The organism is Micromonospora sp. LOL_025 (assembly GCF_048060285.1).
In the GTDB taxonomy this organism is placed as follows: Bacteria; Actinomycetota; Actinomycetes; order Mycobacteriales; family Micromonosporaceae; genus Micromonospora.
Genome location: NZ_JBHMIR010000003.1, coordinates 112343 through 126860, shown reverse-complemented (window position 1 = coordinate 126860; position 14518 = coordinate 112343). Strand labels below are relative to the sequence as shown.

The following is a 14518-nucleotide window of genomic DNA, read 5'->3' as shown; positions in this document are numbered from 1 at the left end:
CGGTCAGTGTCGTTTGGGGGATGGATGAGCAACAGCTGGGTGCTGCCCGACGAGGTGCTCCGGGACGCGCCGGCGTACACGCCGCGCCCCGGCGAGCTGGCTGACCTGGAGCTGCTGCTGATCGGGGCGTACGCCCCGCTGGCCGGCTTCATGACCCGCGCCGACCTGGTCTCGGTGAGTCGGCGGGGCCGGCTCGCCGACGGCTCACCGTGGCCGGTGCCGGTGACCCTCCAGGTGCCGACGGCGCTCGCCCAGGGTCTCGACCCGCGCGACGAGGCACGCCGCACCCTGGTGCTCACCGACGGGGAGGGCGCGCCGGTCGCGGCGCTGGAGGTCGCCGACGCGTGGCAGGTCCGCGACGGGGTGGCGGGCGTCGGGGGCACGGTCCGCCGGCTCGGCGACGGCGGCCACGGTCCCTTCCAGCGGCTGCGCCGCACCCCGGAGGAGGTACGCCCGCTGCTGCCGTCCGGTCGGGTGCTCGGGGTGATCGCCGACCGCCCGCTGCACCGGCCGCAGCTCGCCCAGATCGCCCACGCGGTGCGCACGCTCGGCGCCCACCTGCTGGTGATGATCCCGGTCGGCGAGGACGGCCTCGGCGGGTTGCCGCCGGAGGCGCTCGTGCGCAGCGTCTTCGCCGCCCGCGACCGGATGCCGCCGGCGACGCTGGTCGCCGTGCCGCTGTCCCGCCGGCGCGACGAGATCAGCGACGCGCTGCTGCGGGCCCGGGTGTCGGCGGCCTACGGCGTCACGCACCTGCTCTCCACCGGCGAGATGCTCTCCGGCGCCGGCCTGCGGGTGCTGGTGCCGCGCGAGCTGGCCTACGACAACCGCGACGGGCAGTGGCGCTGGCGGGAGGACATCCCGCCACGCAACCGGCGCCTGGCACTGAACCAGCCGGAGATCGACGACCTGCTGGACCGGGGCTTCCCGCTGCCCGAGTGGCACACCCCGCCGGCGGTGGCGAAGGAGCTGGTTCGGGCCCGGCCGCCTCGGCGGCACCGGGGCCTGGTGGTCTTCCTGACCGGGCTCTCGGGCTCCGGCAAGTCGACGATCGCCCGGGGCCTGGCCGACGTGCTGCGCGAGCAGGGCGACCGGAGCATCACCCTGCTCGACGGCGACGTGGTGCGCCGCGAACTCTCCGCCGGGCTGGGCTTCAGCAAGGCCGACCGGGACCTCAACGTGCGGCGGATCGGCTGGGTGGCGGCGGAGATCGCCCGGCACCACGGCGTGGGCATCTGCTGCCCGATCGCCCCGTACGCCCAGGCCCGGGCGACCGCCCGGGAGATGGCGCTGGCCGCCGGTGCGGGCTTCGTGCTGGTGCACGTGGCGACGCCGCTGGAGGTCTGCGAGCAGCGCGACCGCAAGGGCCTCTACGCCCGGGCCCGGGCCGGCCTGCTCACCGGGATGACCGGCATCGACGACCCCTACGAGGTGCCGACCGACGCGGACCTGGTGGTCGACACCAGCGAGCTGACGGTCGACGAGGCGGTCGAGGCCGTCCTGCACCACCTGAACGAGACGGGCTGGGTGGAGCCCCGGCTCCAGTCGTTCTGATCGCACCCTCCGCCTACCGGTGATCCCCCCCCTTGGCGCTAGTGTTCATCTTTGTTCGAACACGTTCGACCGCGTGACGGTACGCGGCTGGCACGGAGGTAGGGCGGATGCTCGCTCAGCAACGGCAGGCGGCCATCCTGGACCGGGTCCGCGCCACCGGGGGCGTGCGGGTCACCGAGCTGGCCGCCGAGTACGGCGTATCGGACATGACCATCCGCCGCGACCTGGAGGCGCTGCACGAACGCGGCCTGCTGGCCAAGGTGCACGGCGGTGCCACGGTGGCCGGCCCCGGCTCGACCGACGAACCGGGCTTCCGGGCCAAGTCGGTGCGGCAACTGGCGGAGAAGGCGGCCATCGCCGGCCGCGCCGCCGAGCTGGTCCGGCCCGGGGCGGCGGTCGCCCTCTCCGCCGGCACCACCACCGCCGAGCTGGCCCGTCGGCTGGTCGACGTGCCGGGCCTGACCGTGGTCACCAACTCGCTGCCGGTGGCCGAGATCCTGCACGCCGGCGGCCGGTCCGACCAGACCGTGGTGCTCACCGGCGGGGTGCGTACGCCGTCGGACGCGCTGGTCGGGCCGCTGGCCGTCGCCGCCATCCGGTCGCTGCACCTGGACCTGCTCTTCCTCGGCGTGCACGGGATCACCGAGCGGGCGGGGTTCACCACCCCGAACCTGATGGAGGCGGAGACCGACCGCGCCCTGGTGGCCGCCGCCGACCGGCTGGTCGTGCTCGCCGACCACACCAAGTGGGGCACCGTCGGCATCTCCTCGATCGTTGAGCTTTCCGCCGCCCACGTGCTGGTCACCGACGACCAGCTGTCCTCAGACGCGCGGCGGGCGCTCGACGACCGGGTGGGCGAACTGGTGGTCGTGCCCCCCGCCACCGGCGCGGGACGGACGGCCACGACGACAGATGAGGGGATGGCGAGGTGAAGCGCACCGCGATCGCGCTGGCCGACGGCCGGGAGCTGATCTACTTCGACGAACGGGACGACGCCGTCCGGGACCAGCCGGACCGGCGCGAGCTGCCGCCGCCACCGCCCGCGTCGCAGCTGCGCCTGGACCCGCTGACCGACGAGTGGGTGGCCGTCGCCGTGCACCGGCAGACGCGCACCTTCCTCCCGCCGGCCGACCAGTGCCCGCTCTGCCCCAGCACCGGCGGCCGGCAGAGCGAGATCCCGGCGCCCGACTACGACGTCGCCGTCTTCGAGAACCGGTTCCCCTCACTGAGCGGCCGGGTGGCCGAGGAGCCCGCCGAGATCACCCCGTTCACCCCGGTCCGGCCCGGCATGGGCCGCTGCGAGGTGGTCTGCTTCACCGACGACCACAACGCGTCCTTCGGGTCCCTCCCGCCGCGCCGGGTGCGCACCGTCCTCGACGCGCTCGCCGACCGCACGTCGGCGCTCGCGGAGCTGCCCGGGGTGGAGCAGGTGTTCTGCTTCGAGAACCGGGGCGTGGAGATCGGTGTGACCCTGCACCACCCGCACGGCCAGATCTACGCGTACCCCTTCGTGACCCCGCGGACCCGGTCGCTGCTGGCCGCCGCCCGCCGGCACGCGGAGGGCACCGGCGGGCGCAACCTCTACGCCGACGTGCTCGCCGCCGAGCGGGCCACCGGCGACCGGGTGGTCGCCGCCAACGAACACTGGACGGCGTACGTCCCGGCGGCGGCCCGCTGGCCGTTCGAGGTGCACGTGGCCCCGCACCGGCCGGTGCCGGACATCCCCGCGCTCGACGACGCCGAGCGGGACGCGTTCGGGCCGCTCTACCTGGACCTGCTGCGTCGCTTCGACGGGCTGTTCGACGTGCCGATGCCCTACATCGCCGCCTGGCACCAGGCGCCGGTACGCGTCGACCGCGAGCTGGGCCACCTGCACCTGCAGCTGTTCAGCGTCCGGCGTGCGAAGGACAAGCTGAAGTACCTGGCGGGCTCGGAGTCCGCGATGGGCGTCTTCATCAACGACATCGCACCCGAGCGCGCCGCCGAGCTCCTCCGCGCCGCCTGAGCCCCTGCACAGGTCGATCATGCAGTTCTGGTGGGAGTCGTGTCCTGGATCGAGTCTTGTGCGGGGCGCCACAACTGCATGATCGGCGCCGGCCGCGGGCGACGGTGGTTGGGCGGAGACAGGGCGCGGGGGGCCCGGGACAGGGCCCCCCGCAGGGAAGGGACGGCTGGCTGCGCGCGACAGCCGGGAAGGCTGGCTGATCGGCGCGCTTGCCGCGTGGCGACCGCGGTCAACCTTCCTGGACGCGACTGGCATCTCGTCCACCCAGGTCAACGAGGCGCGCCGAAGTAGGTGACGCGACCGGCGTGTCCCCCGCCGACACGCCGCCGCCTGCGGAGAACCGAGCGGATCTTGGCAGGGAACGGCCCCCGGAGGGGCACTCCGGTACCAAGATCTGCACCGCTCGACGGCCGCACCGCGGCCGTCGAGCGGCGAGCGGCGAGCGGCGAGCGGCGAGCGGCGAGCGGCGAGCGGCGAGCGGGGAGCGGGGAGCGAGCGAGTGGAACGGCAGGAGCCCGCCGGCGGGTGCCGGCGGGCTCCTGTGCGACGCGGCGGCGCTGCGTGCCGTCCCGGGTGGACGAGGATCAGGCGGAGAGCTTGCGCGCCAGGTTCTCGTCGAGCGCGTTCATGAACTCGTCGGTGGTCAGCCACGGGGCGTCCCGCGAGATGAGCAGCGCGAGGTCCTTGGTCATCTGACCGCCCTCGACGGTGTCGACGATGACCTGCTCCAGCGTGTCGGCGAACTCGGTGACCGCCGGGGTGCCGTCCAGCTTGCCCCGGTGGGCCAGGCCCCGGGTCCAGGCGTAGATCGACGCGATCGGGTTGGTCGAGGTCTTCTCGCCCTTCTGCCACTGCCGGTAGTGCCGGGTGACCGTGCCGTGCGCGGCCTCGGCCTCGACGGTACGGCCGTCCGGGGAGAGCAGCACCGAGGTCATCAGGCCCAGCGAGCCGAAGCCCTGCGCGACGGTGTCGGACTGCACGTCACCGTCGTAGTTCTTGCAGGCCCAGACGTAGCCGCCCTCCCACTTGAGCGCGGCGGCGACCATGTCGTCGATGAGCCGGTGCTCGTAGGTGATGCCGGCGGCGTCGAACTCGGCCTTGAACTCGTTCTCGAACACCTCGGCGAAGATGTCCTTGAACCGGCCGTCGTACGCCTTGAGGATGGTGTTCTTGGTGGACAGGTAGACCGGGTAGTTGCGGTCCAGGCCGTACCGGAACGAGGCGCGGGCGAAGTCCCGGATCGACTCGTCGAAGTTGTACATGCCCATGGCGATGCCGCCGCCGGAGAAGTTGGCGACCTCCATCTCCATCGGGGCGCCGCCGTCGGCCGGGGTGTAGGTGACGGTCACCTTGCCCGGGCCGGGGACGACGAAGTCGGTGGCCTTGTACTGGTCACCGTGGGCGTGCCGGCCGATGATGATCGGCTTGGTCCAGCCGGGGACCAGCCGCGGCACGTTGGACATGATGATCGGCTCACGGAAGACGACGCCGCCGAGGATGTTGCGGATCGTGCCGTTCGGCGACCGCCACATCTTCTTCAGGCCGAACTCCTCCACCCGGGCCTCGTCCGGGGTGATGGTCGCGCACTTGACGCCGACGCCGTGCTCCTTGATGGCGTTGGCGGCATCGACGGTGACCTGGTCGTCGGTCTCGTCGCGGTGCTGGATCGACAGGTCGTAGTAGTGCAGGTCGACGTCGAGGTAGGGCAGGATCAGCTGCTCCCGGATCTGCTTCCAGATGATCCGGGTCATCTCGTCGCCGTCGAGCTCAACGACCGGGTTGTTTACCTTGATCTTCGCCATCGGCCGGCGCTCCTCTCGGGGGACTCGTGCTCAAGCAGTACGAGCGTACTGGAAACTGATCGGCAGTCCCCAGCCGGCCTCGGTCGGGCCGGAACAAACGACGTGCACGGCGTACGGGGCCACTGACATGATCGCCGGATGCCGTCGAGCCGCATCCTCGGGTCTATCACGGTCACCGCGCTCACCGACGGCGAGGGGCCGTTCTTCCAGCCCCGCGCCGAGGCGTTCCCCGACGCCGGGCCGGAGCACTGGCGCGCGGCCGACCGGCGGGACCCGGGCACGGTGACCGCCGACGGGCGGTGGTGGCTGCCGTTCCGCAGCTTCGCCATCCGTGCCGGGGACGGGCCGGTGACCCTGGTCGACGCCGGGATCGGCCCGGCCGGCTCCCCCGCCGCGAGCTGGGCGCCGGTGCCCGGCCGGCTGCCGGCCGAGCTCGCCGCCGCCGGCATCGCGCCGGCCGACGTGCGCACGGTGGTGCTCACCCACCTGCACACCGACCACGTCGGCTGGGCGGTCACCGGCTCGCCGGGCACGCCGTACTTCCCCAACGCCGACTACCTGCTCCAGCGGGCCGAACTGGCCGCCGTGGGGCACCTCAACCCGGGGCTGTCGGCCGGCCTGGTCGCGCCGTTGCGCGCCGCCGGCCAGCTCCGGGTGGTCGACGGCGCGGAGAGGCTCGACCCGACCGTACGGCTGCTGCCGACGCCGGGACACACGCCCGGGCACCAGTCGGTGCTACTGGAGGTCGGTGACCAGCGGCTGCTGCTCACCGGCGACCTGCTGGTGAACGCCGTGCAACTGGTCGAGCCCGGGCTGGCGTACGCCCACGAGGAGGACGCCGCCGTGGCGCGTGCCTCGCGGGTGGGGCTGCTGCGCGACCTGGCCGCGCGCGGTGCCACGATGCTCGCCACCCCGCACCTGGGCGAGGCGTTCGTGACGCTGTAGCCGGACACGACGCGAGGGGGCCGCCGGCGACCGGCGTGCCCCCTCGACGGGTGGATCACATGCTGGCGACGTCGCCCTGCTTGGCGCGGACGGCCTCGGCGGCCTCCTTCAGGCTGGCCAGCTCGTCGGCGTCCAGGTCGGTCTCGACGACCCGCTTGACGCCCTCGGCGCCGATCGCGGCCTCGACACCCAGGTAGACGCCGGAGATGCCGTACTCGCCGTCGACCCAGGCGCAGACCGGCATGACCTCGCCGGAGTCCTCCGCGACGGCCTTGGCCATCCGGGCGGCGGCGGCCGACGGCGCGTAGTACGCCGAACCGGTCTTGAGCAGCGCGACCACCTCGGCGCCGCCGTTGCGGGTCTTGACCACCAGTTCCTCGATCTGCTCCGCCGGCATGGCCTCACGCAGCGGCTTGCCGTCGACGGTGCTCTGCGACGGCACCGGCACCATCGTGTCGCCGTGCGAGCCGAGGGTCAGCGTCTTGACCGACTTCACCGGTACGCCCAGCGCCTCGGCCACGAAGTTGGTGAACCGGGCGGTGTCCAGCATGCCGGCCTGGCCGAGCACCCGGTTCTTCGGGAACTGGGTGGCGAGCTGGGCCAGCGCGGTCATCTCGTCGAGCGGGTTGGACACGACGATGACGACGGCGTTCGGGGCGTACTTGGCGACGTTCTCGGAGACCTGACGGACGATCTTGGCGTTCGTCTCCAGCAGGTCCATCCGGCTCATGCCCGGCTTGCGCGGCAGGCCGGCGGTGATCACCACGACGTCCGAGCCCTCGATGGCCTCGTAGCCCTCGCCGTTCTGGCCGGTGGTCACGCCGACCACCTTGGTCTCGAAGCCCTCGATGGCCCGCGACTGGTTGAGGTCCAGGGCGAGACCCGCGGGCTTGCCCTCCACGATGTCGGTGATCACGACGGTGTCGAAGACGTCGTACTCGGCCAGGCGCTGTGCGGTGGTGGAGCCGTAGAAGCCGGCCCCGACGACAGTGACCTTCTTACCCATGGTCGTCCCACTCCCTGCTACCAGTCGGTTTTCCGGACCGTATCAGTCATCCTGGCACCGAACAGGCCAGGGGCGGCGGCCATCGCCGGGATGGGGCGAACGTCACCGCCGTCCGGCTCCGGGCGGGGCCCGGCGGGCGCTCAGTCGCGCTCGGCCCGCTCCACGACGTTCGTCAGCAGCATCGCGCGGGTCATCGGGCCGACGCCGCCCGGCATGGGCACCAGCTTGCCGGCCACCTCCGCCGCGTCACCGGCGACGTCGCCGGTGTAGCGGCCCTTGCCGTCCGGGCCGATGACCCGGGTGATGCCGACGTCGACCACGACCGCGCCCGGCGTGAGCATGTCGGCGGTGAGCAGGCCCGGCACGCCGGCGGCCACGATGACGATGTCGGCGGCCCGGGTGTGCGAGGCCAGGTCGAGGGTGCCGGTGTGGCAGAGGGTCACGGTGGCGTTCTCGCTGCGCCGGGTGAGCAGCAGACCGAGCGGACGGCCGACGGTGTTGCCGCGACCGACCACGGCGACCTTGGCGCCGCGCAACGGCACGTCGTGCCGGCGGAGCAGCTCGACGATGCCGCGCGGGGTGCAGGGCAGCGGGGCGTCGTAGCCCAGGACGAGCCGGCCGAGGTTGACCGGGTGCAGGCCGTCGGCGTCCTTGTCGGGGTCGATCAGCTCCAGCACCCGCTGGGTGTCGAGGTGCCCCGGCAGCGGCAGCTGGACGATGTAGCCGTGGCACGCCGGGTCGGCGTTCAGCTCGGCGAGCACGCCGTCGACCTGCTCCTGGGTCGCGTCGGCCGGCAGTTCCCGGCGGATCGAGGCGATCCCCACCTCGGCGCAGTCGCGGTGCTTGCCGTTGACGTACGCCTGGGAGCCGGGGTCCGCGCCCACCAGGACGGTGCCGAGCCCGGGGGTGATGCCGCGCTCCGCCAGTGCCTTGACCCGTGTCCGCAGCTCGTCCTTGATCTCGGCCGCGGTCGCCTTGCCGTCCAGAAGCGTCGCCGTCACGCCCAGATCGTCTCACGGTCGACGGCCGGCGATCCGACGACCTGCGCCAAGCCCGCAATGTGACCACGAAGGGTGACGTGCCCTTAATCACTCTGCGTGACGAATCGGCCGCTGAGACCCGCCCGGATCCGGACGTCGGGGCGATTCGCAGGGCGGGCCGGCACGGTCGGGCCGGGACGGCACAGCGGGGCGGAGCGGTCGCGACGGGCACCGGGCGCGTCGAGAGCTCCGGCAGCCCATGGCCATTCTCGCAGCCCGCACGGCATTACCAGGACCGGCCCCTCGAGGCAAGGCCCCGGCGGTGACTCCGTTACCGGTTCGCAACCCGCCCGTTGTCGATCGCCAGCCGGCGACCTACCGTTGCCCAACGTTGCGCAGCGTAAACCCAGCGCCGGGCCTGACTGCGCAGCGTGAGGAGATGAGGAGGCTACATGCGTGTTCGTAGGCTCGCTGCCTGGACCGCCCTCCCGCTCGCGGTGACCCTGGGCCTGGTGGCCTGCGGCTCGGGCGGCGACGGTGGATCCGGCGAGAGCAACCCCGACGCGGCCGTGCGGATCGAGATCGCCGAGCCGCAGCACCTGGTGCCGACCAACACCAACGAGACGAGCGGCTCGCAGGTGCTCGCCGCCCTGTTCAGCCCGCTGGTCGACTACGACGAGGCCAACAAGCCCTACGAGGTGGCGGCCGAGTCGGTGACGTCCGAGGACAACACGACCTGGACGGTCAAGCTGAAGGACGGCTACACCTTCCACAACGGCGAGAAGGTCACCGCCGACAACTACGTCGACGCCTGGAACTACGGCGCCTACGCCCCGAACGGCCAGAACTCCAGCTACTTCTTCGAGAAGATCGCCGGCTACGAGGACGTGCAGGGCGAGACCCCGAAGGCCAAGACGCTCAGCGGGCTGAAGAAGGTCGACGACCTGACCTTCACCGTCACGCTGTCCCAGCCGTACAGCGAGTTCAAGACCATGCTCGGCTACACCGCCTTCTACCCGATGCCGAAGGCCGCGTTCTCCGCGCCCGGCGTGCTGGCCGAGGGGTACGAGCAGGCGCCCGTGGGTCAGGGCCCGTTCAAAATGAAGGGCGCCTGGCAGCACGACGCCAAGGTCGAGGTCGAGAAGTACGACGCCTTCCCCGGCGAGAAGCCGAAGGTGGCCGGCGTCGAGTTCCGGATCTACCAGCAGCCGACCGCCGCGTACGCGGACGTGCTCTCGGACAATCTGGACGTCATCAAGACCGTCCCGACCGAGAACCTCTCGACGGCCGCCACCGACCTCGGTGACCGGTTCAAGCAGAGCTCCGCCTCGTCGCTCCAGGTGCTGGCCTTCCCGACGTTCCAGAAGGAGTTCAGCAACCCGGACGTGCGCAAGGCCATCTCGATGGCGGTCGACCGGGACGAGATCACCAAGTCGATCTTCAAGGACTCGCAGCAGCCGGCCCGCTCGTTCGTCTCGCCGGTCGTCGCGGGCTACCGCGACAACACCATCGGCGAGGCCGGCGAGTTCGACCCGGCCAAGGCCAAGAGCCTGTACCAGGCCGCGGGCGGCCCGGCGAGGATCGAGCTGTCCTACAACGGCGACGGCGGCCACAAGGACTGGATCGACGCGACCTGCAACCAGCTCAAGACCAACCTGGGCGTGGACTGCGTGGGCACCGCCGAGCCGAAGTTCGCGGACCTGCTGACCAAGGTGAAGGCCAAGCAGCCGGTCGGCCTGTTCCGGATGGGCTGGGTCATGGACTACCCGTCCATGGAGAACTACCTGGGCCCGCTGTACAGCAGCAACGGCTCGTCGAACTACTACGGCTACAGCAACCCGGAGTTCGACAAGCTGGTCGCCGAGGGCACCAGCGCCGCGAACGAGGAAGAGGCGGTCAAGAAGTACCAGGCGGCCGAGGACCTGCTCGCGAAGGACCTGCCGGTGATCCCGCTGCGGTACGGCCAGAACAACTTCGGCCACTCCACCAAGGTGACGAACGTGGAGATGGATCTCTTCGACCGGATCGACCTGTTGAAGATCGAGGCCGTCAAGTAGCACCACGCGGCACGACGGGTCGGGCCATCGGCGGACGGTGGCCCGACCCGCCATCCTCTTCGCCCTTTTTCAGAGAGACTGCCAAGTATGTTCCGCTTCGTTCTGCGGCGTCTGCTCCAGATGGTCCTCGCGTTCTTCGGGACCACGCTGATCGTCTACGCGCTGATGTTCGCCGGCCAGGGCGACCCCATCCAGGCGCTCGCCGGCGAACGCCCGGTCACGGCCGCGCAGCGGGCATACCTGACGGAGAAGTTCCACCTCGACCGGACCGGGGTCGGCGGCTTCTTCTACCGGTACTTCGACTACCTCAAGAACCTGCTCCAGGGCGACCTCGGGCAGTCCCTCACCGGACGCTCGATCGGCGACATCCTGGCCGCCGCCTGGCCGGTCACGGTCAAGCTGGCGCTGATCGCCATGGCGGTCACCATTCTCTTCGGCGTCACCGCGGGCGTGCTCGCCGGCATCCGGCGGGCCAGCATCTTCGACAACTCGACACTGCTGCTGACGCTGCTGGTGCTCGGCATCCCGACGATCGTGCTCGCGCCGCTGGCGCAGTACCTCCTCGGCGTCAGGTGGCGGCTCTTCCCAGCCACCGCCGGAGCCGACCCGGACCTGTACGCGCTCCTGCTGCCGGGCATCGTGCTCGGCTCGCTCTCGCTGGCCACCGCCCTGCGGCTGACCCGGACGTCCGTGGCCGAGAACCTGCGCGCCGACTACGTCCGCACCGCCCGGTCGAAGGGACTGGTGAAGCGGCGGATCGTCAGCGTCCACGTGCTGCGCAACTCGCTCATCCCGGTGGTCACCTTCCTGGGCGTCGAGCTGGGCAACCTGATGAGCGGCGCGATCATCACCGAGGGCGTGTTCAACATCCCCGGCGTCGGCTTCAACCTCTTCCGCGGCATCCGCACCGAGGACGGCCCGCTGGTGGTGGGCATCGTCAGCGTGCTCGTCGTGGTCTACCTCGTCTCCAACCTGGTGGTGGACGTCCTGTACGCCGTACTCGACCCGAGGATCCGCTATGAGTGAGCGCAGCGAACGAATCGGCAACGCGGTGGGAATCGGGCATGAGTGACTTCGAGACCGTCGCCGCGAGCGAGAACCAGGCCGCGCGGCGAGGGCCGTCGGGTGAGCCCGGCGCCCCGAACCAGGTCGGCGTACCGCAGAAGCCCCGCAGCCTGGCCGGCGACGCCTGGCGCGACCTGCGCCGCAAGCCGATCTTCTGGATCAGCCTCGCCCTGGTGGTGCTGGTCGCCGCCATGGCCGCCGTGCCCGGGCTGTTCACCGCGAACGACCCGCGCGACTGCGTGCTGGCCCGCCAGCACGCCGGCCCGTCCGGCGGGGCGATCTTCGGGTACGACTTCCAGGGCTGCGACACGTACGCCCGGGCGGTGTACGGCGCCCGCGCGTCGCTGCTGGTCGGCGCGCTCTCCGCGCTGCTCACCGGCCTGATCGCGCTCGCCGTGGGGATGCTGGCCGGCTACTTCGGCCGCTGGGTCGACGCGGTGCTCTCCCGGGTGATCGACATCGTCCTCGGCATCCCGCTCCTGCTCGCCGCGATCGTGCTGCTCAAGCGGGTCAACAGCGACAGCTCGGCGGTCCGGATCGGCGCGGTCATCTTCGTGCTGGCGATCCTCGGCTGGACCACCGCCGCCCGCGTCGTCCGCTCCTCGGTGATCACCGCCAAGGAGCAGGACTACGTCGCGGCGGCCCGGATGCTGGGCGCCGGCGACGGCCGGATCATGCTGCGGCACATCCTGCCCAACGCGCTCGCCCCGGCGATCGTGGTGCTGACCATCGCCCTCGGCTCGTTCATCGCCGCCGAGGCGACGCTGAGCTTCCTCGGCATCGGGCTGAAGGCGCCGACCATCTCCTGGGGCATCGACATCGACGCCGGCCGGGTGCACATGCGGGAGTCGGCAACGCCCCTGCTGGTCCCCTCGATCTTCCTCGCGCTGACCGTGCTGGCGTTCATCATGCTCGGCGACGCGATCCGCGACGCCTTCGATCCGAAGCTGCGCTGACCCCACCCACCCGTCGCAAGCGAAAGGCAGGAACCGTGAGCCAGTCCGCCGTCCGACCCACGCCGGCCTCCCCGACGCCCGAGGGCGGGCACCTGCTGGAGGTACGGGACCTGCACGTCGAGTTCCGCACCGGCGAGGGCGTGGCCAGGGTCATCAACGGGGTCTCGTACCACCTGGATCCCGGCGAGACGCTCGCCGTGCTCGGCGAGTCGGGCTCCGGCAAGTCGGTCACCGCCCAGGCGATCATGGGCATCCTCGACACTCCCCCGGCCGTGATCCGCTCCGGCGAGGTCCGCTACCAGGGGCGGGACCTGCTGAAGCTGCCGGAGGAGCAGCGCCGGCAGGTGCGCGGCAAGGAGATCGCGATGATCTTCCAGGACGCCCTCTCCGCGCTGAATCCCGTCTTCCCGGTTGGCTGGCAGATCGGCGAGACGCTGCGCCAGCGAGAGGGCATGTCGAAGGCGGACGCCCGCGCCCGGGCCGTGGAGCTGATGGACCTGGTGCGGATTCCCGGCGCCGCCGGCCGCGTCGGCGACTACCCGCACCAGTTCTCCGGCGGCATGCGGCAGCGCGTCATGATCGCGATGGCGCTGGCCATGAACCCCAAGGTGCTGATCGCCGACGAGCCGACCACGGCCCTGGACGTCACCGTGCAGGCCCAGATCATGGACCTGCTGGCCGACCTGCGCCGCGACCTCGACATGGCGATGATCCTGATCACGCACGACCTCGGCGTGGTCGCCGACGTCGCGGACCGGATCGCCGTCATGTACGCCGGCCGGATCGTCGAGCACGCCGACGTCCGCTCGCTGTACCGGGCGCCGGCCCACCCGTACACGAAGGGGTTGCTGGAGTCGATCCCGCGGCTGGACGTACGGGGTCAGGAGCTCTCCACGATCAAGGGGCTGCCGCCCAACCTGATGCGGATCCCGTCCGGCTGCCCCTTCCACCCCCGGTGCCCGTACGTGCAGCAGGTCTGCGTCGACGTGGTGCCGCACGACCTGGTCCTGGGCGACGGCCGGACCAGCGCGTGCCACTTCGCCCAGGAGGTCCGTGATGACAGCGCCCGCTAGCCCGACCAAGGTGCGCGGCGAGACGATCCTCGCCGTCGACGACGTGGTCAAGCACTTCCCGATCCGCCGGGGCGTGCTCTTCCAGAAACAGGTCGGCGCCGTCAAGGCCGTCGACGGGGTCAGCTTCGAGCTGCGCCGCGGCGAGACCCTCGGGGTGGTCGGCGAGTCGGGCTGCGGCAAGTCGACGCTGGCCCGGTTGCTGATGCGCTTGGAGACGCCGACCGCGGGCCGGGCCACCCTGGAGGGCAGGGACCTGTTCTCCGCCTCCGGCGCCGAGCTGCGCCGGCTGCGGCGCAACATGCAGATGGTCATGCAGGACCCGTACACCTCGCTGAACCCGCGGATGACGGTGGGTGACATCATCGGCGAGCCGTTCGAGATCCACCCGGACGCCGCGCCGAAGGGCAGCCGGCAGACCCGGGTACGGGAACTGCTCGACGTGGTCGGCCTCAACCCGGAGCACATCAACCGGTACCCGCACCAGTTCTCCGGCGGCCAGCGGCAGCGCATCGGCATCGCCCGGGCGCTCGCCCTACGGCCCGAGATCATCGTCTGCGACGAGCCGGTCAGCGCTCTGGACGTGTCGATCCAGGCCCAGGTCATCAACCTGCTGGAGAAACTCCAGGACGAGCTCGGCCTGTCGTACATCTTCATCGCGCACGACCTGTCGGTGGTGCGGCACATCTCCGACCGGGTCGCGGTCATGTACCTCGGCAAGATCGTGGAGATCGGTACCGAGGAGGAGATCTACGAGCGCGCCACCCACCCGTACACCCAGGCGCTGCTCTCGGCCGTGCCGGTGCCGGACCCGGAGGCCCGCGACCGGCGCACGATGATCCGGCTCACCGGGGACGTGCCGAGCCCGGCCGACCCGCCGAGCGGCTGCCACTTCCGCACCCGCTGCTGGAAGGCCCAGGAGGTCTGCGCCATCGAGGAACCCCACGCGGTCCCCCGCGCGGCGGACCCGCACCCCTCGGCCTGCCACTTCGCCGAACTCCGCCCCACCCCCTGACCCCGCTCCCCTCCCCACCCCGCTCCCCCTCCCCACCCCGCCCTGTCCGCACCCCACCCGCCG

12 protein-coding genes are annotated in these 14518 nt (G+C 71.6%); 9 read left to right on the top strand and 3 right to left on the bottom strand.

What is annotated here, in order from left to right:
- Positions 1-24: 24 nt before the first annotated feature.
- From cysC to galT, 3 genes are all read left to right on the top strand, one after another.
- Positions 25-1554: an adenylyl-sulfate kinase gene (cysC, locus tag ACFHW0_RS05475; protein WP_416605868.1), complete on the top strand. Its 1530-nt coding sequence runs from the start codon at positions 25-27 to the stop codon at positions 1552-1554.
- Between the two features lie 107 nt (positions 1555-1661).
- Complete coding sequence (locus ACFHW0_RS05470) at positions 1662-2486, top strand: DeoR/GlpR family DNA-binding transcription regulator (RefSeq protein ID WP_416605867.1); 825 nt, start codon at positions 1662-1664, stop codon at positions 2484-2486.
- On the top strand, positions 2483-3559 hold the full coding sequence (gene galT / locus ACFHW0_RS05465) for a galactose-1-phosphate uridylyltransferase (RefSeq protein ID WP_416605865.1): 1077 nt from the start codon (positions 2483-2485) through the stop codon (positions 3557-3559). The genes ACFHW0_RS05470 and galT overlap by 4 nt, the downstream gene beginning before the upstream one ends.
- 584 nt (positions 3560-4143) lie before the next feature.
- On the opposite strand, the gene ACFHW0_RS05460 is transcribed toward galT, so the two are convergent.
- A complete protein-coding gene (locus tag ACFHW0_RS05460; protein ID WP_357876305.1) occupies positions 4144-5361 on the bottom strand; it encodes an NADP-dependent isocitrate dehydrogenase in 1218 nt (405 codons plus the stop codon).
- 138 nt (positions 5362-5499) lie between these two features.
- Here ACFHW0_RS05460 and ACFHW0_RS05455 point away from each other — a divergent pair, with 138 nt between their 5' ends.
- A complete protein-coding gene (locus tag ACFHW0_RS05455) occupies positions 5500-6306 on the top strand; it encodes an MBL fold metallo-hydrolase (protein ID WP_416605863.1) in 807 nt (268 codons plus the stop codon).
- Between the two features lie 55 nt (positions 6307-6361).
- On the opposite strand, the gene mdh is transcribed toward ACFHW0_RS05455, so the two are convergent.
- Together mdh and ACFHW0_RS05445 are read right to left on the bottom strand one after the other, a co-directional pair.
- Positions 6362-7312 carry a malate dehydrogenase gene (mdh, locus tag ACFHW0_RS05450; RefSeq protein WP_416605861.1) on the bottom strand — a complete coding sequence of 317 codons (951 nt, stop codon included), beginning with the start codon at positions 7310-7312 and terminating at the stop codon, positions 6362-6364.
- A 140-nt stretch (positions 7313-7452) separates the two neighbouring features.
- On the bottom strand, positions 7453-8313 hold the full coding sequence (locus tag ACFHW0_RS05445; RefSeq protein ID WP_121399784.1) for a bifunctional methylenetetrahydrofolate dehydrogenase/methenyltetrahydrofolate cyclohydrolase: 861 nt from the start codon (positions 8311-8313) through the stop codon (positions 7453-7455).
- A 431-nt stretch (positions 8314-8744) separates the two neighbouring features.
- Between ACFHW0_RS05445 and ACFHW0_RS05440 the strand changes: the two genes are divergently transcribed.
- The 5 genes from ACFHW0_RS05440 (at position 8745) to ACFHW0_RS05420 (ending at position 14455) form a co-directional block, all read left to right on the top strand.
- Entirely contained in the window at positions 8745-10349 is a 1605-nt protein-coding gene (locus tag ACFHW0_RS05440) for a peptide ABC transporter substrate-binding protein (RefSeq protein WP_416605858.1), read from the top strand.
- An 87-nt stretch (positions 10350-10436) separates the two neighbouring features.
- A complete protein-coding gene (locus ACFHW0_RS05435) occupies positions 10437-11375 on the top strand; it encodes an ABC transporter permease (protein WP_416605857.1) in 939 nt (312 codons plus the stop codon).
- A 38-nt stretch (positions 11376-11413) separates the two neighbouring features.
- Positions 11414-12370 (top strand): ABC transporter permease, encoded by a 957-nt coding sequence (locus ACFHW0_RS05430; RefSeq protein WP_416605856.1) that lies wholly within the window; start codon positions 11414-11416, stop codon positions 12368-12370.
- 35 nt (positions 12371-12405) lie between these two features.
- A complete protein-coding gene (locus tag ACFHW0_RS05425; RefSeq protein ID WP_416605855.1) occupies positions 12406-13443 on the top strand; it encodes an ABC transporter ATP-binding protein in 1038 nt (345 codons plus the stop codon).
- Positions 13427-14455 carry an ABC transporter ATP-binding protein gene (locus ACFHW0_RS05420; RefSeq protein ID WP_416605854.1) on the top strand — a complete coding sequence of 343 codons (1029 nt, stop codon included), beginning with the start codon at positions 13427-13429 and terminating at the stop codon, positions 14453-14455. Before ACFHW0_RS05425 ends, ACFHW0_RS05420 begins: the two co-directional genes overlap by 17 nt.
- Positions 14456-14518 lie beyond the last annotated feature (63 nt).

Coding starts and splice junctions, on each gene's coding strand:
- ACFHW0_RS05440 (WP_416605858.1), top strand. CDS start 8,745: ATGCGTGTTCGTAGGCTCGCTGCCTGGACCGCCCTCCCGCTCGCGGTG.
- ACFHW0_RS05430 (WP_416605856.1), top strand. CDS start 11,414: ATGAGTGACTTCGAGACCGTCGCCGCGAGCGAGAACCAGGCCGCGCGG.
- ACFHW0_RS05470 (WP_416605867.1), top strand. CDS start 1,662: ATGCTCGCTCAGCAACGGCAGGCGGCCATCCTGGACCGGGTCCGCGCC.
- ACFHW0_RS05460 (WP_357876305.1), bottom strand. CDS start 5,361: ATGGCGAAGATCAAGGTAAACAACCCGGTCGTTGAGCTCGACGGCGAC.
- ACFHW0_RS05420 (WP_416605854.1), top strand. CDS start 13,427: ATGACAGCGCCCGCTAGCCCGACCAAGGTGCGCGGCGAGACGATCCTC.
- mdh (WP_416605861.1), bottom strand. CDS start 7,312: ATGGGTAAGAAGGTCACTGTCGTCGGGGCCGGCTTCTACGGCTCCACC.
- ACFHW0_RS05435 (WP_416605857.1), top strand. CDS start 10,437: ATGTTCCGCTTCGTTCTGCGGCGTCTGCTCCAGATGGTCCTCGCGTTC.
- cysC (WP_416605868.1), top strand. CDS start 25: ATGAGCAACAGCTGGGTGCTGCCCGACGAGGTGCTCCGGGACGCGCCG.
- ACFHW0_RS05455 (WP_416605863.1), top strand. CDS start 5,500: ATGCCGTCGAGCCGCATCCTCGGGTCTATCACGGTCACCGCGCTCACC.